The sequence below is a fragment of the Methylobacterium sp. 13MFTsu3.1M2 genome (assembly GCF_900112625.1).
GTDB lineage: Bacteria > Pseudomonadota > Alphaproteobacteria > Rhizobiales > Beijerinckiaceae > Methylobacterium.
Genome location: NZ_FOMM01000020.1, coordinates 71,982 through 97,494 on the forward strand (window position 1 = coordinate 71,982; position 25,513 = coordinate 97,494).

The window sequence follows — 25,513 nt, forward strand, 5'->3', positions numbered from 1 at the left end:
GGGTCGGGGCGACCGAGGCCGGCGCCGAATAATACTTGGTCTGCCGGAAAGCCGATTTTGAATACGTGGTCGCGCGCCCTGTGCTCGCGCTTTTTTCATGTCGGAAACCGTCGGCTTTCGACTTTCGGCCCACTTGGACGCCTCCGGCATCGCCGGTATAGCGCGATGGAGAACCGCGGCCGTGAGAAACACGCGGGACGAGAGGAGAGCGAGATGGCGGCGAGCGCTGCGATCAGTCCGACGGGCGGGGAGGTCAAGGACCTCTACGAGATGGGTGAGATCCCGCCGCTGGGTCATGTGCCGGCCAAGATGTATGCCTGGGCGATCCGGCGCGAGCGGCACGGTCCCCCGGAACAGTCCCACCAGCTCGAGGTGCTGCCGGTCTGGGAGATCGGCGACGACGAGGTGCTGGTCTACGTCATGGCGGCGGGCGTCAACTACAACGGCGTCTGGGCCGGCCTCGGCGAGCCGATCTCGCCCTTCGACGTCCACAAGGGCGAGTACCACATCGCGGGCTCCGACGCCTCCGGCATCGTCTGGAAGGTCGGCTCCAAGGTGAAGCGCTGGAAGGTCGGCGACGAGGTCATCGTCCACTGCAACCGCGACGACGGCGACGACGAGGAGTGCAACGGCGGCGACCCGATGTTCTCGCCCTCGCAGCGGATCTGGGGCTACGAGACCGGCGACGGCTCGTTCGCGCAGTTCTGCCGGGTGCAGTCCCGCCAGCTCATGGTCCGGCCGAAGCACCTCACCTGGGAGGAGGCCGCCTGCTACACGCTGACGCTCGCCACCGCCTACCGCATGCTGTTCGGCCACGCCCCGCACACGGTGAAGCCGGGCCAGAACGTGCTGATCTGGGGTGCCTCCGGCGGCCTCGGCGTGTTCGGCGTGCAGCTCTGCGCGGCCTCGGGCGCCAACGCCATCGCGGTGATCTCGGACGAGTCGAAGCGCGACTACGTGATGAGCCTCGGCGCCAAGGGCGTCATCAACCGCAAGGACTTCGACTGCTGGGGCCAGCTGCCCAAGGTCAACAGCCCCGAGTTCCACGCCTGGACCAAGGAGGCGCGGAAGTTCGGCAAGGCGATCTGGGACATCACCGGCAAGCAGGACGTCGACATCGTGTTCGAGCATCCGGGCGAGGCGACCTTCCCGGTCTCGGCGCTGGTGGTGAAGCGCGGCGGCATGGTGGTGTTCTGCGCCGGCACGACCGGCTTCAACATCACCTTCGACGCCCGCTACGTCTGGATGCGGCAGAAGCGCATCCAGGGCTCGCACTTCGCCCACCTCAAGCAGGCCTCGTCGGCGAACCAGTTCGTGCTCGACCGGCGGATCGACCCGTGCATGAGCGAGGTCTTCCCCTGGGACAAGATCCCCCAGGCCCACACCAAGATGTGGAAGAACCAGCACCCGCCGGGCAACATGGCCTGCCTCGTCAACTCCCCGCGCGCCGGCCTGCGCACGGTCGAGGACGTGATCGAGGCCGGTCCGCTGAAGCGGTAAGGCGCTCCGTCGGGCCGGTTCCCGCTCTCGCGCGGGGCCGGCCCGATCGGCTAGGCTCGCGGCGTCCCGCGCCGACTCGGCGACCGATTCGGTGTGCCGGGGCGCTGATGACGGGCCCACGCGATCCTCACAGGACCCGGCCCCGATCCGGACAGGGGGCACGGTTTTGAGCGGCGACGACGAGGCTTACGTCTACGACGAGGCGACGGGCGAGTGGCTCCCGCCCGGGTCCGCGGCCGCGCCCGCCGAGGCGAGAGCCGTCCGCGACGCGGCCGGCAACGTCCTGGCCGACGGCGATTCGGTCACGCTGATCAAGGACCTCAAGGTCAAGGGCGCGAACCAGACCCTGAAGCAGGGTACGGTCATCCGGTCGATCCGGCTCACGGACGATCCGGAGGAGATCGACTGCCGCCACGACACCATCAAGGGCCTCGTGCTGCGCACCGAGTTCGTGCGCAAGCGCTGAGGCCGATGCGGGGCGGCGCTTCTCCCGGCCGCGCTACCGCCGCCGCGTCTCGTCCTGCGGCAGGTGGCGGCCGTAGGCCTCCTGCTTCTCGGCGCGCTCCTGGATCAGGTCGGCGTAGGCCTGCCGCATCTCCGGCGAGACGCTGATGCTCTTGCCCTTGGCGGCCTTGCGCTTGGGCGCCTTCTTGAAGGTGTTGTTCGTGTCGCTCATGCCGGGCTCCGCGTCGAACCGTGGCGGCATCGCGTGGCCGGACGACCGACCCGGGATCCGGCCGCCGCCCAGGGCCGGACATCCGCCCTGTAGCGCATCGCGGCGCCGGACGCACGGCTGCCGGGACCGGGCCGACACCGGCCCGGCACCGGATTGATCTGGCCTGTCGCGGCGGCCTCTGCCAGGATCGGGACGACGCGGTGCAAAGCGGGTCGGGGGCGGGCATGGATTCGGGTGACGCGTCGCGGTGTCGGAACCCGGATACCCTGCGCGGCCGCGCCCGGCGCGCGACGGCCCTCGCGATCCTGATCGTTCTCGGCACCGGGCCTGTCGGGGCCCAGGACCGGCCGGCGCCCGCCCGGGCCACCCCCAGACCCGCGCCGGCGGCCGGCGCGCCGGCCGACCCCGTCTTCGAGGCGATGCGGGCGGGCTTCGAGGCCCTGCCGGAGGCCGACCGCAAGGCCGTCCAGGACGCCCTGGTCTGGACCGGCGATTTCAACGCCGTCGTGTCGGGGGCCTTCGGGCGCCGGACCTTCGAGGCGCTCACCGCCTACGGCGCCCGGACCGGCGGGGCCGACCCCCTCGATCCGCGCGGCCGGGCGGCGCTCCTGGCCGCCGGCGCGGCGGCGCGGAACGCGGCGCGCTTCCGCGTCGCGGTCGATCCCGGGACCGGCGCCGTGATGGGCGTGCCCGAGAGGCTCCTGGCGAGACGGACCGCCCTGCCCTCCGGAACCCGCTGGCAGAGCCAGGACGGCCGCGTCACCCTGGAATCCCGCGCCTTCCCGCCGGGGGCCGAGAGCCTCGACGCGCTGTTCGAGAAGGCGACCGCGCCGCTCCCCGGCCGCAAGGTGACCTACAAGCTGCGGCGGCCGGACACCGTGGTGGTCACCGCCGAGACCGGGCCGGGACTGTCCTACATCCGCTACGCGTCCGGACCGGAGGGCGTGCGTGGGTTCCTGCTCGGCTACGATCGCGCCCTGGCGCCGGAGGTCGACCGGCTCGTGATCGCCGTGGCGAACGCCTTCGTGCCGTTTCCCGATCCTGCCGCGGCGCCGGCCGCGCAGCTACCCCCGGGTCTGGCGCCGGCGGCCCGCGCCGCCGCCCACCCGGCGCCCCAGCCGCAGGCCGCGCCGCTGAGGCCGGCGAGCCTCTCCCCCGCGCCGGCCTCGGGCGCGGGTCTCGCGGTGGCGCCAGGACGCGTGCTGACCGCCGCCGCCGTGCTGGAGGGCTGCGCCCAGCCCAGGATCGGCGCGGCATCGGCGCGGGTGCTCGCCACCGATCCCGCCGGCCTCGCCCTCCTCGATGTGCCCGGCGCCCCCGCCCCGCTCCGGCCCGCGCTCCGGACCGAGCCCGTCGGTGCCGAGGAGAGCGTGATCGCCCTGGCGCCGGGTGCGGACGGGGTCCAGGCCGCTCCCGGTGAGGCGCGGGGCGGCGACGTGATCGCGGCGCTCCAGCCGGGTTCCGGCGGCGCGCCGGTGCTGGACCGGTCGGGGGCCCTCGTCGGTCTCGTCGCCCGCTATCCCGCGGCGCCGCGCCGGGTCGCCGGGGTGGTGCCGCCGGCACGCCTGCCGGTCGTTTCGGCGCGGGCGATCTCCGCCTTCCTCGCCGCCCAGGGCATCGCCGCGGCGGCGCCGCATTCGGGTGGCGGGCCCAGCGCGGTCGCGCCTGCCGTGGTGGGGATCACCTGCCGCTGAGATGCGGATCGCGCGGCGGATCCCCTGTCGCTCGCGCGGGATCCGCCAGCGTTCACGAGCCTGGGCGGACGAGCCGTCCGCCCAGGCGACGGGCCGCCGCTCAGAGCCGCCCGGTGACCAGGAGCACGATCAGCACGATGAGCAGGATGCCGCCCAGGCCGAAGCCGGGGCCGCGATACGCGCCGCCGCCGAGGAAGCCGCCGCCGCCGAAGGCCAGAATGATCAGGATGATGAGCAGGATGGTGACGAGGGACATCGGTCGCGTTCTCCGGACGGTCGCGCTGGTGCGAGCGTGACCGTTCAAACGCTGCGACATTCCGTTCCGTTCAACGCCAAGCCACGCTTTTGTGAGGAAAATTCCGGATGAGACCCCGGCCTCAGGCGTGCCAGTCCGGCAGAGCGTCCGCGGGCGCGTCGAGCCAGCCGGGAACCGGCAGGTCGCGCTCGGTGAGGAAGGCCGGGTTGAACAGCTTCGAGGCGTAGCGGGCCGCCCCGTCGCAGAGGATCGTCACGATCGTGTGACCGGGCCCGAGGTCCCGGGCCAGCCGGATCGCCCCGGCGACGTTGATGCCCGACGAGCCGCCCAGCGACAGCCCCTCCTCCTGCATCAGCCCGAAGACGATGTCGAGAGCCTCGCGGTCCGGGATCCGGAAGGCGCGGTCGGGGGTGAAGCCCTCGAGGTTCCGGGTGATCCGCCCCTGGCCGATCCCCTCGGTGATCGAGGAGCCCTCGGCCTTCAGGGTGCCGGTCGTGTAGTGGGCGTAGAGGGCCGAGCCCTCCGGATCCGACAGCGCGATCCGCACCTGCGGGTTGCGGGCGCGCAGGGCCTCGGCGGTGCCGGCCAGCGTGCCGCCGGTGCCGGCCGCGCAGACGAAGCCGTCGACCCGGCCACCGGTCTGCGCCCAGATCTCCGGGCCGGTGCCGTCGACATGTGCCTGCCGATTGGCGACGTTGTCGAACTGGTCGGCGAAGAAGGCGCCCGCCGGCTCGGTGGCGGCGAGCTTCTCCGCGAGCCGCCGGGCCACGTGGACGTAGTTGTTCGGGTTGGCGAAGGGCACCGCCGGCACTTCCACCAGCCGGGCGCCCGCGAGCCGCAGGGTCTGCTTCTTCTCCTCGGACTGGGTGACCGGGATGACGATCAGCGTCCGGTAGCCGCGCACCGAGGCCACCAGGGCGAGACCGATGCCGGTGTTGCCGGCGGTGCCCTCGACGATCGTGCCGCCCGGGCGGATCAGGCCCCGCGCCTCCGCGTCCCGCACGATCGAGAGCGCCGCCCGGTCCTTCACCGACAGGCCGGGATTTAGGAACTCCGCCTTGCCGTAGATGGTGCAGCCGGTCTCCTCGGAGGCGCGGCGCAGGCGGATCAGCGGCGTCTGGCCGATGGCGGCCAGGACGTCGGAGGCGGGTTCGCGACTCGGTACGGTCATGGTCGGGAGCCTAGGGTGCCGCGCGGCCGCTGGCGAGCCTCACCCGAACACGTGCCCGCCGTTGATCCGCAGGCCGACCGGGTGGCCGGCCGGGTAGCGCACGCCGTCGAAATCCTCCACGGCGAGGACGCGCCCCTCAGCGTCGGCCACCTCGATCCGCTGGCGCCCCTGCGTCCGGTACGAGCTGCGCACGGTGCCCGACAGGTGCGCGGCCTCGGGCTCGGCGAGCTGCAGCTGCCAGGGCCGGACGTAGAGCTTGACCGGGCCGAACAGGCTGGCGGGCGCGGCGACCGGCGTCTCCCGGCCCCGGACCAGCACCCGGCCGCCCTCGGCGATCGCCTCCACCTCGACGGAATCGCCCAGGAACTTCATCACGGTGGCGGAGGCCGGGTTCTCCTGCACCTCGTCCGGGGTGCCGACCTGCTCCAGGCGGCCGCGATCGAGCACGGCCACGCGGTCGGACAGCTCCAGCGCCTCGTCCTGGTCGTGGGTGACGAAGATCGTGGTCTGGCCGGTGCGGTCGTGGATCTCGCGCAGCCAGCGGCGCAGGTCCTTGCGGACCTGGGCGTCGAGCGCGCCGAAGGGCTCGTCCAGCAGGAGAACCCGCGGCTCGACCGCGAGGGCCCGGGCGAGCGCCACCCGCTGCCGCTGGCCGCCGGAGAGCTGCGACGGGTAGCGGTCGCCGAAGCCGGAGAGGCGGATCAGGTCGAGCAGGTCGCCGACCCGGCGCTTGATCTCGGCCTTGGCCGGCCGGTCGGCGCGGCGCCGCGCGTTCAGCCCGTAGGCGATGTTGTCGGCCACGCTCATGTGCTTGAACAGGGCGTAGTGCTGGAACACGAAGCCCACGGCCCGCTCCTGCACCGGCAGGCCGGTGGCGTCGTCGCCGCCGAACAGGATCCGGCCCCGGTCCGGCGCGTCGAGCCCGGCGATGATCCGCAGCAGCGTCGTCTTGCCCGAGCCCGACGGGCCGAGGAGCCCGATCAGCTCGCCCGCCCGCACGTCCAGCGACAGGTCGTGCAGCACCGCCGCCGTGTCGAACGTCTTCGAGACGTTCTCGACCCGGATCGCCGTGGAGGGGCGATCAGTGTGCCCGGCCGTGCGCGAGCTCACCCGCGAAGCGCCATTCGAGGACGGATTTGAGGACGAGGGTGATGAGGGCAAGGACGGCGAGGAGCGAAGCGACGGCGAATGCGGCGACGAAGTTGTACTCATTGTAGAGGATCTCCACGTGGAGTGGGATGGTGTTGGTCAGGCCGCGGATGTGGCCCGACACCACCGACACCGCTCCGAATTCGCCCATCGCCCGGGCATTGCAGAGGAGCACGCTGTAGAGCAGGCCCCAGCGGATATTGGGCAGCGTCACCGTCCGGAACGCGTGCAGGCCCGAGGCGCCGAGCGTCAGCGCCGCCTCCTCCTCGGCGGTGCCCTGCTCCTGCATCAGCGGGATCAGCTCGCGGGCGACGAACGGGAAGGTCACGAACACCGTCGCCAGGACGATCCCCGGCAGGGCGAACAGGATCTGGACGCCGTGGTTGAGGAGCCAGGAGCCGAACAGGCCCTGGGACCCGAACAGCAGCACGTAGATCAGGCCGGAGACCACCGGAGAGACCGAGAACGGCAGGTCGATCAGGGTGATCAGCAGCGCCTTGCCGGGAAACTCGAACTTGGCGATCGCCCAGGAGGCGGCCAGCCCGAACACGACGTTGAACGGCACCGCGATCGCCGCCACGGTCAGCGTCAGGCGGATCGCGCTCCAGGCGTCGGGCTCCCGGAACGCGTCCAGGAAGGCCCCGAGCCCCTTGGAGAAGGCCTGGAGGAAGACCGCGAACAGCGGCAGCACCAGGAACAGCGCCAGGAACGCCACGGCGATCCCGATCAGGACCGCGCGGACGCCGACCCCTTCCGAGGCGACCGGGGCCGGCTTGGCGGCCGGCACGAAGGCGGGGGAGAAGATCTCAGACATAGCCGAACCGCCGCCGTGACCAGGCCTGGATGAGGTTGATGGCGAGCAGCGTCAGGAACGAGATCCCGAGCATGATCGTCGCGATGGCCGCCGCGCCGCCGTAGTCGAACTCGGAGAGCTTGATGACGATGAGCAGCGGCGCGATCTCCGACACGTAGGGCAGGTTGCCGGCGATGAAGATGATCGAGCCGTACTCGCCGACACCCCGGGCGAAGGCGAGCGCGAAGCCGGTGAGCACCGCCGGGATCAGGGGCGGCAGCACCACCCGGGTGAGGGTGACGAGGCGCGTCGCCCCGAGGGTGGCCGAGGCCTCCTCGATCTCCTTGTCGATCTCGGCGATCAGCGGCTGCACGGTCCGCACCGCGAAGGGCAGGCCGATGAACACCATGGCGATGAAGATGCCGACCGGCGTGTAGGCCGCCTGGATGCCGAGGCGCGCGAGCGGCGCGCCGAGCAGACCGTCCGGCGCGTAGAGCGAGGCGAGCGCGATGCCGGCGACCGCGGTGGGCAAGGCGAAGGGCAGGTCGACGGCGGCGTCGACCAGCTTGCGGCCCGGGAAGCGGTAGCGGGTCAGCACCCAGGCCACCAGGAAGCCGAAGGCCGATGCGACGAGCGCCGCGATGGCCGAGACGCCGAAGCTGATCCGCAGGGCGCTGGCGACCCGCGGATCGGTGGCGACCTCCCAGATGCCCGACAGGCCGAGCCCCGAGGCCTTCACCACCAGTCCGGCCAGCGGCAGCAGGACGATCAGGCCGAGGCAGGTCAGCGTGTAGCCGAAGCTGATCCCGAAGCCCGGGATCACGCTCGGCCGTCGGAATGTCCGACGGGGACGGGGCGTCTGGACCATGATCTGATGCCTCAGCGGCCGGCCCGGCTCAGACGGTCGAACAGGCCGCCGGCGTCGAAGTTCCGCTTCTGGATCTCGTCCCAGGATCCCTGGAGGTCCTCGATCTTGAACAGCTTGATCTCGGGCAGCTGGGCGAGGTCCGCCGGGGCGGCCGCCTCCCGGCGGATCGGCCGGTAATGGTGCTTGGCGAAGATCGCCTGGGCGCGGTCGCTGTAGAGGAAGTCGAGATAGGCCTGGGCCGCCTTCGTGGTGCCCTTCCGCTCGGCATTGACCGCCACCAGGGCCACAGGCGGCTCGGCGTAGATCGAGGTCGGCGGCGAGACGATGTCGAACTTGTCGGCGCCGAACTCCTGGAGCACGAGGTAGGCCTCGTTCTCCCAGGTCGGCAGGACGTCGCCGAGGCCGCGCTGCGCAAAGGTCACGGTCGAGCCCCGGGCGCCGGTGTCGAGCACCGGCACGTTCTTGTAGACCTGCCCGACGAAGGCGTCGGCCTTCGCGGCGTCCTTGTCCTTCCCGTAGGCGTAGCCCCAGGCGGCGAGGAAGTTCCAGCGCCCGCCGGCCGAGGTCTTCGGATTCGGGGTGATCACCTTCACGTCGGGCTTGACCAGGTCGTCCCAGTCCTTGACGCCCTTCGGGTTGCCCTTCCGGACCAGGAACACCACCGTCGAGGTGTAGGGCGTCCCCTGGTTCGGCAGCTTGCTGCGCCAATCCTCGGGGATCTTGTGGGTGAGCTTGGCGATCGCGTCGATGTCGGACGGGATGCCGAGGGTGACCACGTCGGCGTCCACCCCGTCGATCACCGTGCGCGCCTGCGCGCCCGAGCCGCCGTGCGAGGCCCGCACCGTGATGGCCTCGCCGGTCTTCGCCTTCCAATCCTCCGCGAAGGCGGCGTTGATCTCGCGGTAGAGCTCGCGGGTCGGGTCGTACGAGACGTTGAGGAGCGCGGTCTCGGCCGCGGCCGGCAGCGCGCAGGTCAGCAGGCCGGCTCCGGCCAGAAGGGTCAGCCCGATCGCCCGAGCCATCCGGCCCAGACCTGAAGCGTTCGTCATCACGTCCGATCCCCCAGCCATCCGCGGTTGCGACGCAGGGGACAGGCGTCCCCGGGAGGCGCGAAATCGTTCTTTTTACCGAACGAAGTCAAGCCTCGGGTGTGGACCCGCGTGATGCCGTAACGTGATCAGGATCGACGATCGTGCCGGAAATTCAAGATAACTCAGGGTGGTAGACGATCAGAACGCATGGATCTTCTCTGCGACGCCGCCGATGGAGAAGATTTCGTGCGCGGAATCGGGTTTCTCAGAACGAACGATCTTAAGTGCTCTAGCGCACATCGGGCGGCATTCTGCGGGCCGGCGATAGCCGTCGGCGGTTCGCGCCGCACGCGGTTGCCCGCAAGACGGCGATCCTCCGCTCCCCTGTCGGCGGCGGTCCGGGTCAGCGCTTCGGCTTGTCGAGCCGGGCGATCAGGGCCTCCAGCCGCTTGTCGACCGGGGCCGCCAGCGTGTCGGTGAAGAGCGCGCGCAGGTTCTGGCCGAGATGGCGCCGGATGTCGGAGCTCAGCGGCGGCGCGTCGACCGACCGCTCGGTCTCGCAGGGGCGTTCGGGATGCGGCTTCGACATGACCGGGAAATCCTCGCACCTGTGGACACGTACGGTTGCAAGGTTTGGTTAAGGAGCCGTCACCGCCGCGGCCGCGCTTCCGCCACGCGACCCCGGTGCCCCGTGCCGGGTCGGTGTCGCAGGCCGGAACTGCCGCCGCGAAGGCTACGTTGCCCGGGCATTCCCCGCTGTTCATCCCCTGCTGCCATTCTCCCGCATTCCCCCTGCTGCCAGGAGGCGCCCCGTGTCCCGCTCGATTCCCCTGATGATGTCGCTGCTCCTCGGTCTCGCGACGGTGGCGTCGCCCTGTCTCGCGCAGACGAAACCGGGCGAGATCAAGGGCGTCGACGCGATGGGCGACAAGTCCCGCAGCGCGCAGGACGGCTGGAGCCAGGCCCCGGTGCCGCGGGAGCAGTCGGCCGCCAAGGACGCGCCGGACCCGGGCGGCAACTCGATCAAGGAGAATGCCGACCGTCCCGTGCCGCCGGCCCAGCCCGGCGGCACCTCCGCCACCGAGCCGCAGGCGCCCCTGGAGCACCGCACGGCCGGCCCGTCAGGCGCCAATCCGGCCAATCCCAGCAAGTAAAAAAACCGTTCTCATGCAGGATGATGCCGGTGCGACAAACGTGTTGCTTCGGCTGAGACACGGCAACTTGCTGTGTCACGCAACCGCACTTGCCTCGCGCACGCTTTTTTGGGACAGCTTGGAATTATACCAGATCGCTTTTACGGAGCGGAGATGACGGTCCAGGTCTCAAGGCGTGGCCTGCTCAAGGGGGCCGGCGCCGGCCTCGCTGGCGGCTCGCTGGGCGCGCTCGGATTCGGCGGACTCGAGCCCGCCATGGCCGCCGCGGTGCGGCCGTTCAAGCTCGCGCAGATGCGCGAGACCCGCAACACCTGTCCGTACTGCTCGGTCGCGTGCGGCGTGATCCTCTACAGCCTGGGGGACCGTTCGAAGAACGCGCGCTCCTCGGTCATGCACATCGAGGGCGACCCGGATCATCCGGTCAACCGCGGCACGCTCTGCCCGAAGGGCTCGGCGCTGCTCGACTTCGTGCACGCCGAGACCCGCACCAAGTACCCGCTCCACCGCGCCCCGGGTTCCTCCGAGTTCAAGCGCGTGTCCTGGGATTTCGCCCTCGACCGCATCGCGCAGCTCATGAAGGAGGACCGGGACAAGAACTTCGTGGCCAAGAACGGCGACCTCACGGTCAACCGGTGGACCACGATGGGCTTCCTCGGGGCCTCGGCCACCACCAACGAGACGGCCTGGCTGACCTACAAGACAGTCCGAAGCATGGGGGCCCTGGTCTTCGATAATCAGGCCAGAGTTTGACACGGTCCGTCGGTCGCCAGTTTGGCGCCCTCCTTCGGACGCGGTGCGATGACCAACCTCTGGATGGACATCAAGCACGCGGACGTGATCACCGTGATGGGCGGCAATGCCGCCGAGGCTCACCCCTGCGGCTTCAAGTGGGTCGTGGAGGCGAAAGCCCATAACAATGCCAAGCTGATCGTCGTCGATCCGCGCTTCACCCGTACGGCGTCGGTGGCCGATCTCTACTGCCCGATCCGGCAGGGGACCGACATCGCGTTCCTGTCGGGGGTGGCCAAGTACCTGCTCGACAACGACAAGCTGCAGCACCGCTACGTCTCCGCCTACACCAACGCCGGGTACGTGGTCCGCGAGGGCTACGACTTCAGCGAGGGGCTGTTCACGGGCTACGACGCCGACAAGCGCGACTACGACAAGACCACCTGGGACTACGAGATCGGCCCCGACGGCTACGCCGTGGTCGACGAGACGATGCAGCATCCGCGCTGCGTGATGCAGCTCCTGAAGAAGCATCTCGCGATCTACACGCCCGAGATGGTCGAGAAGATCTGCGGCTCGCCCAGGGAGACCTTCCTGAAGGTCTGCGAGCTGATGGCGACGACGGCTTCCCCCGAGAAGTCGATGGCCTCGCTCTACGCGCTCGGCTGGACCCATCACTCCAAGGGCTCGCAGAACATCCGCTCGATGTGCATCGTGCAGACGCTGCTCGGGAACATCGGCGTGCTCGGCGGCGGCATGCAGGCCCTGCGCGGTCACTCCAACATCCAGGGGCTGACCGATATCGGGCTGATGTCGAACCTCATCCCCGGATACCTGAACATCCCGGTGGAGAAGGAGCCCGACTACGCGAGCTACATCGCCAAGCGGCAGTTCAAGCCGCTGCGTCCCGGGCAGACGAGCTACTGGCAGAACTACAACAAGTTCTTCGTCTCGTTCCAGAAGGCGATGTGGGGCGACAAGGCCACCAAGGAGAACGACTGGGCGTACGACTACCTGCCCAAGCTCGACGTGCCGACCTACGACGTGCTGCGCGGGTTCGAGCTCGCCAAGCAGGGCAAGATGACCGGCTACGTCATCCAGGGCTTCAACCCCCTGCTGTCGTTCCCCAATCGCGCCAAGATGACGGAAGCCTTCTCCAAGATGAAGTTCATCGTGGTGATGGATCCGCTCAAGACCGAGACGGCCCGGTTCTGGGAGAATCACGGCGAGTACAACGACGTCGATCCGACCAAGATCCAGACTGAGGTGTTCGAGCTTCCGACCACCCTGTTCGTGGAGGAGGAAGGCTCGCTGTCGAACTCCAGCCGGTGGCTGCAGTGGCACTGGCAGGCGCAGGAGGCGCCGGGCGAGTGCCGCTCCGACATCGAGATCATGTCGGAGATCTTCCTCCGCATGAAGGCGGCCTACAAGAAGGATGGCGGGGCCTTCCCGGACCCGATCGTCAATCTGAAGTGGGATTACGCGATCGCCGAGGCGCCGACGCCGACCGAGCTCGCCCGCGAGCTGAACGGCTACACGCTGGCGCCGACGCCGGACCTCAACGGGACGATCATCCCGGCGGGCAAGCAGGTCGACGGCTTCGCCCAGCTCAAGGACGACGGGACGACCGCCTGCGGCTGCTGGATCTACTCGGGCTGCTACACCGAGAAGGGCAACATGATGGCCCGCCGGGACAACACCGACCCCGGCGACCGCGGCATCGCGCCGAACTGGGCCTTCGCGTGGCCGGCCAACCGGCGCGTGCTCTACAACCGCGCCTCGTGCGACCCCGAGGGTCGCCCGTGGTCGGAGAAGAAGAAGCTCATCGAGTGGAACGGCAAGCAGTGGATCGGCTTCGACGTGCCGGATTACGGCGTCACCGTCGCCCCCGATAAGGGCGTCGGCCCGTTCATCCTGAACCAGGAGGGCGTCGCCCGCCTGTGGACCCGCGGCCTCATGCGCGACGGGCCGTTCCCGACGCACTACGAGCCCTTCGAGTCCCCGGTGGCCAACCTCGCCTTCCCGAAGATCAAGGGCGCGCCCGCGTCCCGCATCTTCAAGGACGACCTCGCCGACCTCGGCGACGCGAAGGAGTTCCCCTACGCGGCGACGAGCTACCGCCTGACCGAGCACTTCCACGGCTGGACCAAGCACGCCCGGATCAACGCGATCCTCCAGCCGGAGGCCTTCGTGGAGATCTCGGAGGAGCTCGCCAAGGAGAAGGGCATCGCCAAGGGCGGCTGGGTCCGCGTCTGGTCGAAGCGCGGCTCCCTGAAGGCCAAGGCGGTGGTGACCAAGCGGATCAAGCCGCTGATCTGCGACGGCAAGCCCGTCCACGTCGTCGGCATCCCGCAGCACTGGGGCTTCATGGGCCACACCAAGAAAGGATGGCACCCGAACTCGCTGACGCCCGTCGTCGGCGACGCGAACACCGAGACGCCGGAGTTCAAGGCTTGGCTCGTGAACATCGAGCCGACCACGCCTCCGTCGGACGCGGTCGCGTAAGGGGGAGCGGCAGACATGGCTGACTACAGCTCCCTCGACATCCGCCAGCGCTCCGCCTCCACGGAGACGCCGCCGGAGATCCGCCGTCAGGTGGAGGTCGCCAAACTCATCGACGTGTCGAAGTGCATCGGCTGCAAGGCCTGCCAGTCGGCGTGCGAGGAGTGGAACGACCTGCGCGACGACATCGGTGTCAACACGGGCACCTACCAGAACCCCCACGACCTCACGCCGAAGTCGTGGACCCTGATGCGGTTCACCGAGTACGAGAACCCGGAGACCAACAACCTCGAATGGCTGATCCGCAAGGACGGCTGCATGCACTGCACCGAGCCGGGCTGCCTGAAGGCCTGCCCGTCTCCCGGCGCGATCGTGCAGTACTCCAACGGCATCGTCGACTTCATCGAGGAGAACTGCATCGGCTGCGGCTACTGCGTGAAGGGCTGCCCCTTCAACATCCCGCGCATCAGCCAGACCGACCACAAGGCGTACAAGTGCACCCTGTGCTCGGACCGGGTGGCGGTGGGTCAGGCCCCGGCCTGCGCCAAGGCCTGCCCGACCGGCTCGATCATGTTCGGCACCAAGCAAGCCATGATCGATCAGGCCCACGACCGCGTCGAGGACCTGAAGTCGCGCGGCTTCGCCCATGCCGGCCTCTACGACCCGGCCGGGGTCGGCGGCACGCACGTCATGTACGTGCTGCACCACGCCGACCAGCCGAACCTCTACGCGGGCCTGCCGAACGACCCGAAGATCTCGCCGCTGGTCGCCTTCTGGAAGGGCGGTGCCAAGGTGTTCGGTCTCGCCGCGATGGGCTTCGCGGCGGTGGCGGGCTTCTTCCACTACGTCACGGCCGGCCCGAACGAGGTCGTGCCCGAGGAGGAGGAAGAGGCGGTCGAGTACGACGAGGCCAAGCGCCGGGAGAATGGCGGCGAGGCCCGGCCGCACTGAGACGCGACTGTCTCCCTCCCCCGCGGGGGGGAGGGAGCGCCGCGCCGAACGGTTTCGGCAGGGCGGAGACGGCTCGGGCGCCCGACCCGATTTCGAGTTTCACGGCCCGCCCGCCGCGACGGGCGGCCCCGTCAGGCGAGTGAAGGCCGATGACGATCCAGAACGATGTCCGGGACGGCGATTCCCGCCCCCTCCACCACGCCAAGTCCGAGGCGCCGGAGGTGATGTACGTCCCGCGCTACACCGGCGTGCAGCGCGTGAACCACTGGATCACCGCGATCCTGTTCACGCTGCTGACCCTCTCGGGGCTGGCGATGTTCACGCCCTACCTGTTCTCGCTGACCGGCCTGTTCGGCGGCGGACAGGCGACCCGGGCGGTCCACCCGTGGTTCGGCGTGGCGCTGGCGATCAGCTTCCTCTTCCTGTTCGTGCGCTTCTGGCGGCTCAACATCCCCAACAAGGACGATGTCGAGTGGTCGAAGAAGATCGGCGACGTGGTCACCAACCGCGAGGACCGGCTGCCGGAGCTCGGCAAGTACAATGCCGGCCAGAAGGGCGTGTTCTGGGGCCAGACCGCGCTGATCGGCGTGATGTTCGTGACCGGCCTCGTGATCTGGAACACCTATTTCGGCGGCCTCACCTCGATCGAGACCCAGCGCTGGGCGCTGCTCGCGCACTCGCTGGCCGCCGTCATCGCCATCGCGATCATCGTGGTGCACGTCTACGCCGGCATCTGGGTGCGCGGCACCGGCCGGGCGATGGTCCGCGGCACGGTCACGGGCGGCTGGGCCTACCGGCACCACCGCAAGTGGTTCCGTCAGATGGCCGGCGGCCCGGCGCGCCGCGGCTCGGTGGACAAGCGCGGATCCTGATCGCGTGGCCAACTTCTTCAGGCGGAAACCCGCGGCTCCGGCCGCGGACAACACCCCGAAACCCGCCGAGGCCCCGAAGCCCCGCCGCCGGGATTTCAGCGAGCTCAAGCCCGATCCCGACAAGATCGGGATCTCGGGCTCGGTCCCGCTCGTGCGCCTGCCCGATCCCGCGACTCTGTTCGCCGACCGGGCCGCGCGCCTGGCGGAGGCCGCGCCCGGGCACCCGCTGGAGGCCTATCTCCGGTTCGTCGGTGAGGTCGCCCGCGCCCAGGCGGCGATCCAGGCACGGTTTCCGGCCCCGCCGGCGCCGGATCCCGCCGATCAGGCGCTGCGGAGCGAGCACGGCATGCCGCCGCTGTCGCGGCACAGCCTCGAGGCCGACCAGGATTTCGACGCGTGCCTCCTGGCGCTGCTCGACGCGCTGGATCTCGCGACCGCGCCCGAGGCCTCGGCCGCGGCGCGGGATGCCCTGCGGGCCGCCGCGCCGGAGGAGCGCCGCGATCTCGCCGTGCAGGTTTTCGAGGGCGCGCTGCCGGTCGACCGGATCGCCGAATGCCTGTTCGTCTCAGCCGCATTGCAGGTGCGCTTCGCCGAGCGGGCCGCGCGCCTCGACACGCGGACGCTGAAGCCCGTCGCGGACGGCGTCTGCCCGTGCTGCGGCGGCGCGCCGGTGGCGAGCGTCATCGTCTCCTGGACCCCGGCCGACAAGGCCCGATATCTCAGCTGCTCGCTCTGCGGCACGTACTGGAACCACGTCCGGATCCGCTGCACCGCCTGCGGTGACGGCGAGAACGTGAGCTATTACGGGCTCGATGAGGTCTCGAAGGACGTTCAGGTCGAGACCTGCACGACCTGCCACAGCTACATCAAGCACCTCCACCAGCACCGGGCGCCGGCCCTCGACCCGGTGGCGGACGACATCGCGTCCTACGGGCTCGATCTGAAGATCGCCGAGGACGGGTTCCGGCGCGCCGGATTGAACCTGCTGTTCGTGATCTAGCGCGGGATGCGCCTGTCCGAACCGACGGCCTCGTCCCGAGGTGGCCGTGTCGGCGGGCCTCGAGGGCGAGTTCCAGGGAGCGCGCGGCGCCTGGAGGCCGCCTTCGAGACCTCCGCCGCGCTCCGCACCGCGGGATGAGGGGCCGGGTCGGACGCGCCTGCAGGATCGACGGCGCGATCCTGCAACGCGGCGGGAAAGGAAAGCCCCGCGCTCAGCGGTAGCCGTAGCGGCTCTTGGCGGCGGCGAGCAGGTGCAGGGCTTCGCCCGACTTGCCGGCCGAGCACTCCGCGGCGGCGTGGGCGAGGTCGGCGCTGAAGCGGTCGCCCACCGGCTTGTTGAGGTTGCCGGTGGCCACGTCGCTGTCGACGATCGCCTTCGTGCGGGCGATCTCCGGGCCGCAGCCGCTGCCCGTGGGCAGGGCCAGGGGCGCCGGCACGATCGGCGAGGGCTCGGTGACCGCGGGCGTGGCGCGCTGCTGGCAGGCGCCCAGCGCCGCGACGGCGAGGGCGACGAGGCTGAGGCGCATCGGGAGGCGGGACGCGGGCACGGCGATCATCCTGTTGGGGCGCGAGGGGCCGCGCCGCCGAGGTTCTGAGCCGAGCTTGGCAAGGGGTCAATCGCCCCGGCGACATGCCGAAGGGGCGCGAAGCGCGGGACGCGGTTCGCCGCGAACGCGCGATTCCGCTGTTGCCGGAGGGACTTGGTGCGCGCCGCCGGCATCCGGCGTCGGCGGCGCGCTCCGAATCGTGACGGGCTTACTTCGCCTTGTCGGCGAGCGCCTTCAGGCCGGAATCGTAGATGCCCTGGATCGCGTCGGTGGCGACCGTGTCCGGCGCGCCCTTGGCGTTGAAGGTCCCGGTCCAGGTCACCTTCGAGCCGGAGCCGGCGGGGGCGACCGAGAGGGTCGACTTGTAGTCCGAGACCGGCAGCGGGCTCTCCAGGATCGTGTAGGTGTAGCTCATCACCTTGTCGTCGCGGGAGACCTGCTCCTCCTTGATGGTGCCGCCACCCTTGAGGCTGAGGGTGCGGACCTTCATGCCGTCCTTGTCCGACAGGACGCACTTCTCGATGGCGGGGTGCCAGTCGCCGATGCCGCAGAACTCGCCGATGGTCTGCCAGACCTTGGCCGGCGGCGCGGCGATGTCGGCCGAGCGCGTCACCTCGAGGGCGTAGCCCGGCACGGTGGCCGCGGCGAGCGCCAGGGCGGCGAGGGGAAGGGACCGGCAGAAAGCGAAGGGCATCTCGGGGTGTCTCCGTCCGTCTCAGGTCGCGGCAGGGGCCGCGCAGGCTCTGATGGCCGCGCAGGAGCTAGGCCGGGAGGGCGCGCTCGGCAATGGGCGGGAGCGGCGGCGCATGACTTTCGCGCTCAGACGACGCGGTCGGTGATCGTCTGCGCGCAGGGGCTGTCGTGCCGCCGATCGGCCGATACTCGGGGCCTGGGCCGCGATCCGGCCTACCAGCCGTCCGTCTCGTCGGCCTCGGCCGGGTAGCCGTAGACCGTCGCGGGCGCGTAGGCGGGCCGGGCCGCCGGGCGGTAATAGGCCGGCACCGACCGGCGCCCCATCTGATCGCTGTTCGCCAGCAGGTCGTCCGGCTCGTAGGGGCTGCGGTTCCGGGCGAGCCGGGTGCCGCGCCGCCCGCGGTCCGCCATCGGGACATCCGCCCCCTCGATCACCACCCGCGTCCGGCCCATGCCCTGGCTCTTCACGAGGTTGAACAGGGTCGCGGCGTTGCGCACCGACAGGCGCACGCAGCCGTGCGAGGCCGCGCGCCCGAGGCTCCGGACGTGGTTGGTGCCGTGGATGGCGTGGCCCTGGGTCGTGAAGAACATCGCGAACGGCATGGGCGCGTCGTCCCACTCCTTCGAGAAGTGCGTGCGCTCCATCCGGAACGGGCGGTAGGCGCCGGACGGGGTGTCGTAGCTCGCGACGCCGGTCGAGACCGGCCAGGAATAGCGCGGCTGGCCGTCGACGGAGACCTCCATGCGCTGGGTGGTCTTGTCGACGTTGACGAGCACGTCCGCGCTGGCCGTCGCGGGAATCCCCGCGCACAGGAGCAGCCCGGACAGGACGGAGATCAGACCGATACGCATGAGCGACTCCGACTCGAGACGCGCCTCGAGAAACCGCGACGGTTTGCCGTCACGCTAAACCGTCGGCAACACCGAGGTTCCGGTCCGCGGCAACCCTGCGTAGTCACGCTTTGCTGAGCACCCTCACAGCACCCTCACAGCACCCTCACAGCACCCTCACAGCACCCTCACAGCACCCTCACAGCACCCTGGCGGCGCCCTCACGGCGCCGCGGCGGCCATGCCGGAGATCCGGCGGATCGCGGCCTCGGCCTCCTCGGCGATGCGTAGGACGAGGTCGCCGGCGCCCGGCAGGTCGGCGATGAGCCCGACGGCCTCGCCGACCGTGACGTTGGCGACGTCGTAGTCGCCCGCCGCGTCGGCATCCTCCACGTCCCGGCGCCGCTCGGCCGAGGCCGCGCGCAGCGCGTCCTCGCGGCCGTGCCACGTCTCGATGAAGGTGTTGCGCAGGAGTCGCCCGGTATAGGGCGCCGGCCAGGCCCGCTGGCGGACGATGTCGTAGACCTGCGTGCGGATCGTGTCGTCGCCGGTGGCGGCGAGAACCCGCTGCTTCGCGGCCGGGTGGATCAGCGCCTCCCGGCTGGCCCAGAACCGGGTCCCCATCAGGACACCGTCGGCCCCCAGCGCCAGGGCGGCGGCGAGGCCGCGCCCGTCCGCGATGCCGCCCGCCGCGAGGAGCAGCGTCTCGGGGCGCTCGCGGGCGATCAGGTCGGCGACCGCCGGCACGAACGCCGCGGTGCCGCGGGCGGTGAGGCCGTGGCCGCCGGCCTCCGTCCCCTGCGCCACCACCGCGGCCGCGCCGACCTCCAGGGCACGCCTCGCATGCGCCAGGGTGTGCACCTGGCAGATCAGCGGCACGCCGGCGGCGCGGATCCGGTCCGCGAAGGGCGCGGGATCCGCGAAGGAGAGCATCAGGGCCGCGGGCGACCGGGCGAGCGCCGCGTCGAGGAGCGATGGGTCCCGGGCCATCGACCACGTGATGAAGCCGCAGCCGACCCGCTGATTGCCCGCGCGGGCAAATTCCCGGTCGAGCGTCGCGTGGTCGCCGTAGCCGCCGCCGATCAGGCCGAGGCCGCCGGCGGCGCTCACCGCCGCCGCGAGGGCACCCCCCGAGGCCGGGTCCATGGGGGCCAGCACGATCGGGTGTCGCAGCCCGAAGGCGTCGGTGAGTCTGGTCCTCAAGGCCATGGATCCCCTCCCCGGGTAGCGTCTCGGTTGCGCGCGCCGCCCGCCAGGGATTAGCGCTCGCGCGATGGCGGAAAAAATGATTCCTTCTGAAGGAAGGCATCGGAAAAGCAGATGGCATGAACAGCACCGACCTGATGTTCTTCGCGGCGGTGGCCGAGACCGGCGGCATCGGGCGGGCGGCGGCGCGGCTCAACACCGTCCAGTCCAACGTCACAGGCCGGATCCGCGCCCTGGAGCAGGCCCTGCGCGTGCCGCTGTTCCACCGCGGCAGCCGCGGGGTGACGCTGACCCGGGCGGGGGAGCGGCTCCTGCCCTACGCGCTCCAGGTCGGGCAGCTGCTCGCGGAGGCGCGCCACGCCCTGCTGGCCGAGGGCGAGCCGCGCGGACCCCTGCGGATCGGCGCCATGGAGACGACCGCGGCCCTGCGCCTGCCCGGCCCGCTCGCGGATTTCGCCGCGCGCCACCCGGAGGTGGACATCGAGCTGGAGACCGGCCCGACCGAGCACCTGATCGCCCGGGTCCTCGACCGGAGCCTGGAGGGGGCCTTCGTGGCCGGCCCGGTCGCGCAGGCCGACCTCGTCGGGCTCCCGGTCTTCACGGAGGAGCTGGTGCTGGTGGCGCACCCGGCCGTCGGCGACCTCGCGGCGCTGCTCGACCGGCTGGCCCGGGCGCGCGACGCGAAGGTGCTCGTGTTCCGGGCCGGCTGCTCGTACCGGAGGCGCCTGGAGGCGTTCCTGGCCCGCCAGGGCCTCGTGCATGTGCGACGCATGGAATTCGGGACCCTCGACGGCATCCTCGGCTGCGTGGCGGCCGGCCTGGGCGTGACCCTGGTTCCGCGGGCCGTGGCAGAGCCGGCGCACCGCGCGGGCCGGGTCTCGGTTCACCCGGTGCCCGACGGGGACGGGCACGTCCCGACGCTGCTGGTCCACCGCGCCGACGACCGGCCGAGCGCGGCCTTCGCGCGGTTCGCCGAGCAGGTGCGGACGGCGCTCCCGGATGTGACCTAGGATCCCGGTTCCGGCACGCGCCATGCTCTCGGCAACCGCCGGTTGACAGCGGCCCGGGCCCGGGCGCTTCCTCCCGGCCGCAGACGGTTCGGAGTTTCCATGGCCCTCGACCCCACCCTCGCCGCCGAGATCGAAGCCTCCGTGGCGGAGGGCTTCGCCGATCAGGTCGCCCACACGCAGGCGCTCGTCCGGTTCGCGTCCCTGCGCGGGGAGGAGCATGCCTGCCAGGACTACGTCTTCGACCAGTTCCGTGCCCGCGGCTACGCCACCGAGCGCTTCGCCATGGACCGGGACGCCATCGCGGCCCATCCGGGCGGCTCGAAGATCGACGCCGCGCACCATTCTGACGCGCCGATCGTCGTCTGCCACCACAGGCCGGGCACCGAGACCGGGCGCTCGCTGATCCTGCAGGCCCATGTCGACGTCGTGCCGCCGGGGCCCCTCGACCTCTGGACCCACCGGCCCTTCGATCCGGTGATCCAGGGCGACTGGATGTACGGCCGCGGCGCCGGCGACATGAAGGCCGGGCACGCCGCCAACCTGTTCGCCCTCGACGCCCTGGCGCGCCTCGGCCTGCAGCCGGCGGCCTCCGTGACGGTGCAGTCGGTGGTCGAGGAGGAATCCACCGGCAACGGCGCCCTGATGACCCATCTGCGCGGCTACCGCGCCGACGCCGTGCTGATCCCCGAGCCGGAGGACGAGAAGCTCGTGCGCGCCAATACCGGCGTGCTCTGGTTCACCGTCGAGGTGCGGGGCGTCCCGGTCCATGTCCGCGAGATGGGCGCCGGCGCCAACGCCATCGACGCCACGTACCGGGTGATCGGCGCGCTGCGCGATGTCGAGGCCCGCTGGAACGCCGAGAAGGCCGCGCACCCGCATTTCGAGACCGAGGACCACCCGATCAACCTCAACATCGGCAAGATCGAGGGCGGCGACTGGGCCTCCTCGGTCCCGGCTTGGTGCCGGATCCACTGCCGGGTGGCGCTCTACCCCGGCGTGAGCGCCGCGCAGGCCGCCGCCGAGATCGAGGCCGCGGTGGCGTCCTTCTCCCGCACCGACCCGTTCCTGGCCAACAGCCCGCCGCGGGTGGTGTTCAACGGCTTCTTCGCTGAGGGTTACGTGCTGGAGGAAGGCTCGGAGGCCGAGGCGGTGCTCGGCCGCGCCCACGAGCGGGCGATCGGGTCGCCGCTCCAGAGCTTCATGACGGCGGGCTACCTCGATACCCGCGTCCACGCTCTCTACGACCGGGTGCCGGCCCTCTGCTACGGCCCGACCTCCCAGAACATCCACGGCTTCGACGAGCGCGTGAGCCTCGCCTCGGTGAAGCGGATCACGACCACCATGGCGCTGTTCGTGGCCGAGTGGTGCGGGACGGAGCGGAAGGTCTCCTGATCCGCCGCCGTCTTTGCGAGCGCAGCGAAGCAATCCAGGGCAGCGCTGCGCTCACGGGCGTCGTGCATCCCTGGGTCGCTTCGCTGCGCTCGCGATGACGGTGGTGTCCTCCGTCAGGGGATCAGCCGGTCCGCGCGGAGCTGGGCGAACAGGTCGTAGAACGCGTCGTCGGTCGGCTGGTAGGTCGTGAAGCCGAGGCGGCGGCTCTTGCTCATGTCGGTGACGACCTCGATCGGCCGGCCGAGATCGGCATCCGTGTGCCAGGGCGAGGCCAGCTTCTCGAGGTTCGGCTCGGCGAGGCCGTGGCGCGCCGCGATCTCGGCCCAGGCCGGGCCGTCCTGCGCCATCCGGGGCTCCAGCGGCCGGTGCGTGCCGTCGAACGGCACCGCCTCGATCCCAAACCACGCGGCGATCCGGCCCCACATCCAGCTCCAGCGGAAGACGTCGCCGTCGACGACGTTGAACGCCTCGTTGGCGGCCCTCGGCTCGGTCGAGGCCCAGAGAAGCTGGCGGGCGAGAAGCCGCGCGTCGGTCATGTCGGTGAGGCCGTTCCACTGCGCGGCGGAGCCCGGGAAGATGAACGGGCGTCCCAGCTCCCGGCACAGGGTGGCGTAGCAGGCGAGCGTCGTGCCCATGTTCATGGCGTTGCCCACCGCCTTGCCGATGATCGTGTGCGGGCGGTGCACGCTCCAGGTGAAGCCGTCGCGCGCGGCGGCCGCGAACACGGCGTCCTCCTGGGCGTAGTAGAAATTCTCGATGTCGAGGCGGCCCTGGTCCTCGCGGAACGGCGTCTGCGGCAGGGTGCCTTTGCCGTAGGCCTCGAACGGGCCGAGATAGTGCTTCAGCCCGGTCACCAGGGCGACGTGGCGGACGCTCTTCTTGGGGCGGAGCGCGTCGAGCAGGTTCTCCACCATCGCCCGGTTGACGCGGATCATCTCCGCCTCGGTCGGACGCCGCTGCCAGGTCGCCAGGAACACGTGGCTCGGGGCGAGGTCGGAGAGCGCCTCCTCCAGGGAGGCCGGATCCTGCAGGTCGCCCGCCACCGGCGCGACGCCGTCCTGCTGCACCGGGTGACGGGCGAGGCCCGCGACCATCCAGCCTTCCTGGGTCAGCAGCGCCGCGGTGGCGCTGCCGACGATCCCGCTGGCGCCGACGATCAGGGCGGTGTTCGACATGGAAACCCTCGTGCCCGGCTTAAATCCGGGTCCGGGGCAGATGGGCGCGGGTGGTGTCGCGACAACCCCGCCGCGCGGCGGGGACGCCTGTGCGGCGCGCAAGGGTTGTGTGATCGCAAGCCCCACGTCATCGCGAGCGTAGCGAAGCGACCCAGGGCAGCGCGCGGTTTCGAAGCATGGCGCTATCCTGGATTGCTTCGCTCCGCTCGCAAAGACGGTGGGGCAGCCGAGAAAGCTCTCAGGCGACCCGGTCGATCGCGGCGCCGAGGATGTCGACGATCTCGCCGATCTGGCCGCGCTCGATGATCAGCGGCGGCGACAGGGCGATGATGTCGCCGGTCACCCGGGTGAGCAGGCCGCGCTCGAAGCAGTCCACGAACACGTCGTAGGCGCGCTTGCCCGGCGCGTCCGGGCGCGGCGCCAGCTCGACGCCGGCGACGAGCCCGATGGTCCGGATGTCGATGACGCCCTTGCGCCCGCGCAGATCGTGGATCGCCGCCGCCCAGTCGTCGGCGATGTCGGCGACGCGGGTGAGCAGACCCTCCTCCCGGTAGATGTCGAGCGTCGCGATGCCGGCCGCGCAGGCGATCGGGTGCCCGGAATAGGTGTAGCCGTGGAACAGCTCGATCCCATCCGGACCCTGCATCAGCGCGTCGTGGACCGCGCGGCTCGCGAAGACCGCGCCCATCGGCACCGTGCCGTTGGTCAGGCCCTTGGCGCTGGTCACGAGGTCGGGGACGACGCCGAAGAAGTCGGTCGCGAAGGGCGCACCCAGGCGGCCGAAGCCGGAGATGACCTCGTCGAAGATCAGCAGGATGCCGTGCTTGGTGCAGATCTCGCGCAGGCGCTCGAGGTAGCCCTTCGGCGGGATCAGCACGCCCGTGGAGCCCGCTACCGGCTCGACGATGCAGGCCGCGATGGTCTCGGCGCCGTGCAGCGCCACCAGCCGCTCCAGATCCTCGGCGAGCTCCGCCCCGTGCTCGGGCTGGCCCTTCACGAAGGCGTTGCGGGCCGGGTCGTGGGTGTGGCGCAGGTGGTCGGTGCCGTTGAGCTGCGGGAAGACCCGCCGGTTCGACACGATGCCGCCGACCGACAGGCCGCCGAAGCCGACGCCATGATAGCCGCGCTCGCGGCCGACGAGCCGGGTCCGCGTTCCCTGCCCGATCGCCCGCTGGTAGGCGAGCGCGATCTTGAGGGCGGTGTCGACCGATTCCGAGCCGGAATTGGTGAAGAACACCCGGTCGAGGCGCTTGTCCGGACCGCCCGGGGCGATCTCGGCGAGGCGCTCGGCGAACTCGAAGGCGACGGGGTGGCCCATCTGGAAGGTCGGGGCGAAGTCGAGGGTCGCGAGCTGGCGCTCCACGGCCGCCGCGATGCCCCGCCGCCCGTGGCCGGCGTTGACGCACCAGAGGCCCGCGGAGCCGTCGAGGACCTTGCGGCCGTCGTCGGCGGTGTAGTGCATGCCCTCGGCCGAGACGAGCAGGCGCGGCGCCGCCTTGAACTGGCGGTTGGCCGTGAACGGCATCCAGAAGGCGTCCATCGCGGGCGTGTTGCGGAGCGGATGGTCGGTCATGGGCGGTTCTCCGGGACGGGCGACGCGGATCGGCGGCGGGACCAGGGGACACCTTCGCCGATCGGGCAACAAGTCCTTTTCTGGTCGCCGCCAACCCCTTGCAGGATCGGGGCCGCGGGTGGCACCGTTGCGGGATCCGCAACACCTGAAACGGGCCCTGGCCGGATGAGCATCGATGTCGGCGCGCGCCTGCGCTTCGTTCGGGCCCGCCACGGCCTGTCGCAGCGGACCCTCGCCAAGCGCGCCGGCGTGACCAACTCCGCGATCTCGCTGATCGAGGCCAACCGGGTGAACCCGTCGGTGGGCGCCCTGAAGCGGATCCTCGACGGGGTGCCGATCGGCATGGCCGAGTTCTTCGCCCTGGAGCCGGAGCCGGAGCGCAAGGCGTTCTTCGCCGCCGAGGACCTCACCGAGATCGGCCGCCGGGCCGCCAAGGGGGCGATTTCGTACCGTCAGGTCGGCGACAGCCTGTTCGGGCGCAAGCTCCAGATCCTCAAGGAGCGCTACGAGCCGGGCGCCGATACTGGCCGGGTGCCGCTCTCCCACGAGGGCGAGGAGGGTGGCATCGTGCTCTCCGGGCGCCTGGAGGTGACGGTCGATGCCGAGCGCCGGATCCTCGGCCCCGGCGACGCCTACAGCTTCGACAGCCGCCGCCCGCACCGATTCCGCTGTGTCGGGCCCAACCCCTGCGAGGTGGTGAGCGCCTGCACGCCGCCGAGTTTCTGAGACGGAGCCCGGCTG

The 25,513-nt window shown here is 70.9% G+C and carries 25 protein-coding genes; 11 read left to right on the top strand and 14 right to left on the bottom strand.

From position 1 onward, the window contains the following. The first annotated feature begins 213 nt into the window (after positions 1-213). The gene (gene ccrA / locus BM314_RS20190) at positions 214-1,500 is read left to right on the top strand and encodes a crotonyl-CoA carboxylase/reductase (RefSeq protein ID WP_042672037.1); all 1,287 of its coding nucleotides are present in this window, start codon (positions 214-216) and stop codon (positions 1,498-1,500) included. 166 nt (positions 1,501-1,666) lie between these two features. Continuing rightward, the gene (locus tag BM314_RS20195) at positions 1,667-1,966 is read left to right on the top strand and encodes an alkylphosphonate utilization protein (protein ID WP_020092438.1); all 300 of its coding nucleotides are present in this window, start codon (positions 1,667-1,669) and stop codon (positions 1,964-1,966) included. Positions 1,967-1,999: 33 nt separating this feature from the next. Here the strand turns inward: BM314_RS20195 and BM314_RS30700 are convergent, their stop codons facing one another. Next, positions 2,000-2,176 (bottom strand): hypothetical protein, encoded by a 177-nt coding sequence (locus BM314_RS30700; protein WP_012318104.1) that lies wholly within the window; start codon positions 2,174-2,176, stop codon positions 2,000-2,002. Between the two features lie 224 nt (positions 2,177-2,400). Here BM314_RS30700 and BM314_RS20205 point away from each other — a divergent pair, with 224 nt between their 5' ends. Further along, on the top strand, positions 2,401-3,870 hold the full coding sequence (locus BM314_RS20205) for a serine protease family protein (protein WP_091979822.1): 1,470 nt from the start codon (positions 2,401-2,403) through the stop codon (positions 3,868-3,870). A gap of 100 nt (positions 3,871-3,970) precedes the next feature. Here BM314_RS20205 and BM314_RS20210 read toward each other — a convergent pair whose 3' ends face one another. From BM314_RS20210 to BM314_RS20240, 7 genes are all read right to left on the bottom strand, one after another. Next, positions 3,971-4,126, bottom strand: coding sequence for a hypothetical protein (locus tag BM314_RS20210; protein ID WP_007563230.1), 156 nt, complete (start codon positions 4,124-4,126; stop codon positions 3,971-3,973). Positions 4,127-4,247: 121 nt separating this feature from the next. Then, entirely contained in the window at positions 4,248-5,297 is a 1,050-nt protein-coding gene (locus BM314_RS20215) for a cysteine synthase A (protein ID WP_091979824.1), read from the bottom strand. A 39-nt stretch (positions 5,298-5,336) separates the two neighbouring features. Next, positions 5,337-6,407 (bottom strand): sulfate/molybdate ABC transporter ATP-binding protein, encoded by a 1,071-nt coding sequence (locus BM314_RS20220; protein WP_234080988.1) that lies wholly within the window; start codon positions 6,405-6,407, stop codon positions 5,337-5,339. Next, positions 6,379-7,260: a sulfate ABC transporter permease subunit CysW gene (cysW, locus tag BM314_RS20225; RefSeq protein ID WP_091682273.1), complete on the bottom strand. Its 882-nt coding sequence runs from the start codon at positions 7,258-7,260 to the stop codon at positions 6,379-6,381. The genes BM314_RS20220 and cysW overlap by 29 nt, the downstream gene beginning before the upstream one ends. Beyond that, entirely contained in the window at positions 7,253-8,107 is an 855-nt protein-coding gene (cysT, locus tag BM314_RS20230; protein ID WP_012318099.1) for a sulfate ABC transporter permease subunit CysT, read from the bottom strand. The genes cysW and cysT overlap by 8 nt, the downstream gene beginning before the upstream one ends. Before the next feature lie 11 nt (positions 8,108-8,118). Beyond that, on the bottom strand, positions 8,119-9,129 hold the full coding sequence (locus BM314_RS20235) for a sulfate ABC transporter substrate-binding protein (RefSeq protein ID WP_091979828.1): 1,011 nt from the start codon (positions 9,127-9,129) through the stop codon (positions 8,119-8,121). Positions 9,130-9,541: 412 nt separating this feature from the next. Beyond that, complete coding sequence (locus tag BM314_RS20240) at positions 9,542-9,727, bottom strand: hypothetical protein (protein ID WP_042672044.1); 186 nt, start codon at positions 9,725-9,727, stop codon at positions 9,542-9,544. 223 nt (positions 9,728-9,950) lie between these two features. On the opposite strand from BM314_RS20240, the gene BM314_RS20245 reads away from it, so the two are divergent. From BM314_RS20245 to fdhE, 5 genes are all read left to right on the top strand, one after another. Further along, positions 9,951-10,292, top strand: a complete 342-nt coding sequence (locus BM314_RS20245; protein ID WP_091682271.1) for a hypothetical protein — start codon at positions 9,951-9,953, stop codon at positions 10,290-10,292. Between the two features lie 153 nt (positions 10,293-10,445). Continuing rightward, positions 10,446-13,526, top strand: a complete 3,081-nt coding sequence (gene fdnG / locus BM314_RS20255; RefSeq protein ID WP_091682269.1) for a formate dehydrogenase-N subunit alpha — start codon at positions 10,446-10,448, stop codon at positions 13,524-13,526. 15 nt (positions 13,527-13,541) lie between these two features. Then, positions 13,542-14,474: a formate dehydrogenase subunit beta gene (fdxH, locus tag BM314_RS20260; RefSeq protein WP_020092426.1), complete on the top strand. Its 933-nt coding sequence runs from the start codon at positions 13,542-13,544 to the stop codon at positions 14,472-14,474. 149 nt (positions 14,475-14,623) lie between these two features. Then, on the top strand, positions 14,624-15,346 hold the full coding sequence (locus tag BM314_RS20265) for a formate dehydrogenase subunit gamma (protein WP_020092425.1): 723 nt from the start codon (positions 14,624-14,626) through the stop codon (positions 15,344-15,346). Positions 15,347-15,350: 4 nt separating this feature from the next. Then, positions 15,351-16,346, top strand: a complete 996-nt coding sequence (gene fdhE, locus BM314_RS20270) for a formate dehydrogenase accessory protein FdhE (protein WP_091927261.1) — start codon at positions 15,351-15,353, stop codon at positions 16,344-16,346. A 211-nt stretch (positions 16,347-16,557) separates the two neighbouring features. Here the strand turns inward: fdhE and BM314_RS20275 are convergent, their stop codons facing one another. The 4 genes from BM314_RS20275 to BM314_RS20290 all read right to left on the bottom strand — a co-directional run bounded on the left by BM314_RS20275 (position 16,558) and on the right by BM314_RS20290 (position 19,625). Then, positions 16,558-16,902, bottom strand: coding sequence for a hypothetical protein (locus BM314_RS20275; protein ID WP_020092423.1), 345 nt, complete (start codon positions 16,900-16,902; stop codon positions 16,558-16,560). A 199-nt stretch (positions 16,903-17,101) separates the two neighbouring features. Next, positions 17,102-17,587: an SRPBCC family protein gene (locus tag BM314_RS20280; RefSeq protein ID WP_012318087.1), complete on the bottom strand. Its 486-nt coding sequence runs from the start codon at positions 17,585-17,587 to the stop codon at positions 17,102-17,104. A 212-nt stretch (positions 17,588-17,799) separates the two neighbouring features. Next, a complete protein-coding gene (locus BM314_RS20285; RefSeq protein WP_091927260.1) occupies positions 17,800-18,438 on the bottom strand; it encodes a L,D-transpeptidase in 639 nt (212 codons plus the stop codon). A 200-nt stretch (positions 18,439-18,638) separates the two neighbouring features. Further along, a complete protein-coding gene (locus BM314_RS20290; RefSeq protein ID WP_091979832.1) occupies positions 18,639-19,625 on the bottom strand; it encodes an NAD(P)H-dependent flavin oxidoreductase in 987 nt (328 codons plus the stop codon). A gap of 116 nt (positions 19,626-19,741) precedes the next feature. On the opposite strand from BM314_RS20290, the gene BM314_RS20295 reads away from it, so the two are divergent. Continuing rightward, on the top strand, positions 19,742-20,632 hold the full coding sequence (locus tag BM314_RS20295; RefSeq protein WP_091979834.1) for a LysR family transcriptional regulator: 891 nt from the start codon (positions 19,742-19,744) through the stop codon (positions 20,630-20,632). 99 nt (positions 20,633-20,731) lie between these two features. Next, complete coding sequence (locus BM314_RS20300) at positions 20,732-22,024, top strand: ArgE/DapE family deacylase (protein WP_091927257.1); 1,293 nt, start codon at positions 20,732-20,734, stop codon at positions 22,022-22,024. A 113-nt stretch (positions 22,025-22,137) separates the two neighbouring features. Here the strand turns inward: BM314_RS20300 and BM314_RS20305 are convergent, their stop codons facing one another. Beyond that, positions 22,138-23,199 (bottom strand): SDR family oxidoreductase, encoded by a 1,062-nt coding sequence (locus tag BM314_RS20305; protein ID WP_091979836.1) that lies wholly within the window; start codon positions 23,197-23,199, stop codon positions 22,138-22,140. Between the two features lie 238 nt (positions 23,200-23,437). Then, the gene (locus BM314_RS20310) at positions 23,438-24,772 is read right to left on the bottom strand and encodes an omega-aminotransferase AptA (RefSeq protein ID WP_091979838.1); all 1,335 of its coding nucleotides are present in this window, start codon (positions 24,770-24,772) and stop codon (positions 23,438-23,440) included. Positions 24,773-24,937: 165 nt separating this feature from the next. Between BM314_RS20310 and BM314_RS20315 the strand changes: the two genes are divergently transcribed. After that, positions 24,938-25,498 carry a cupin domain-containing protein gene (locus BM314_RS20315; protein ID WP_020092415.1) on the top strand — a complete coding sequence of 187 codons (561 nt, stop codon included), beginning with the start codon at positions 24,938-24,940 and terminating at the stop codon, positions 25,496-25,498. Positions 25,499-25,513 lie beyond the last annotated feature (15 nt).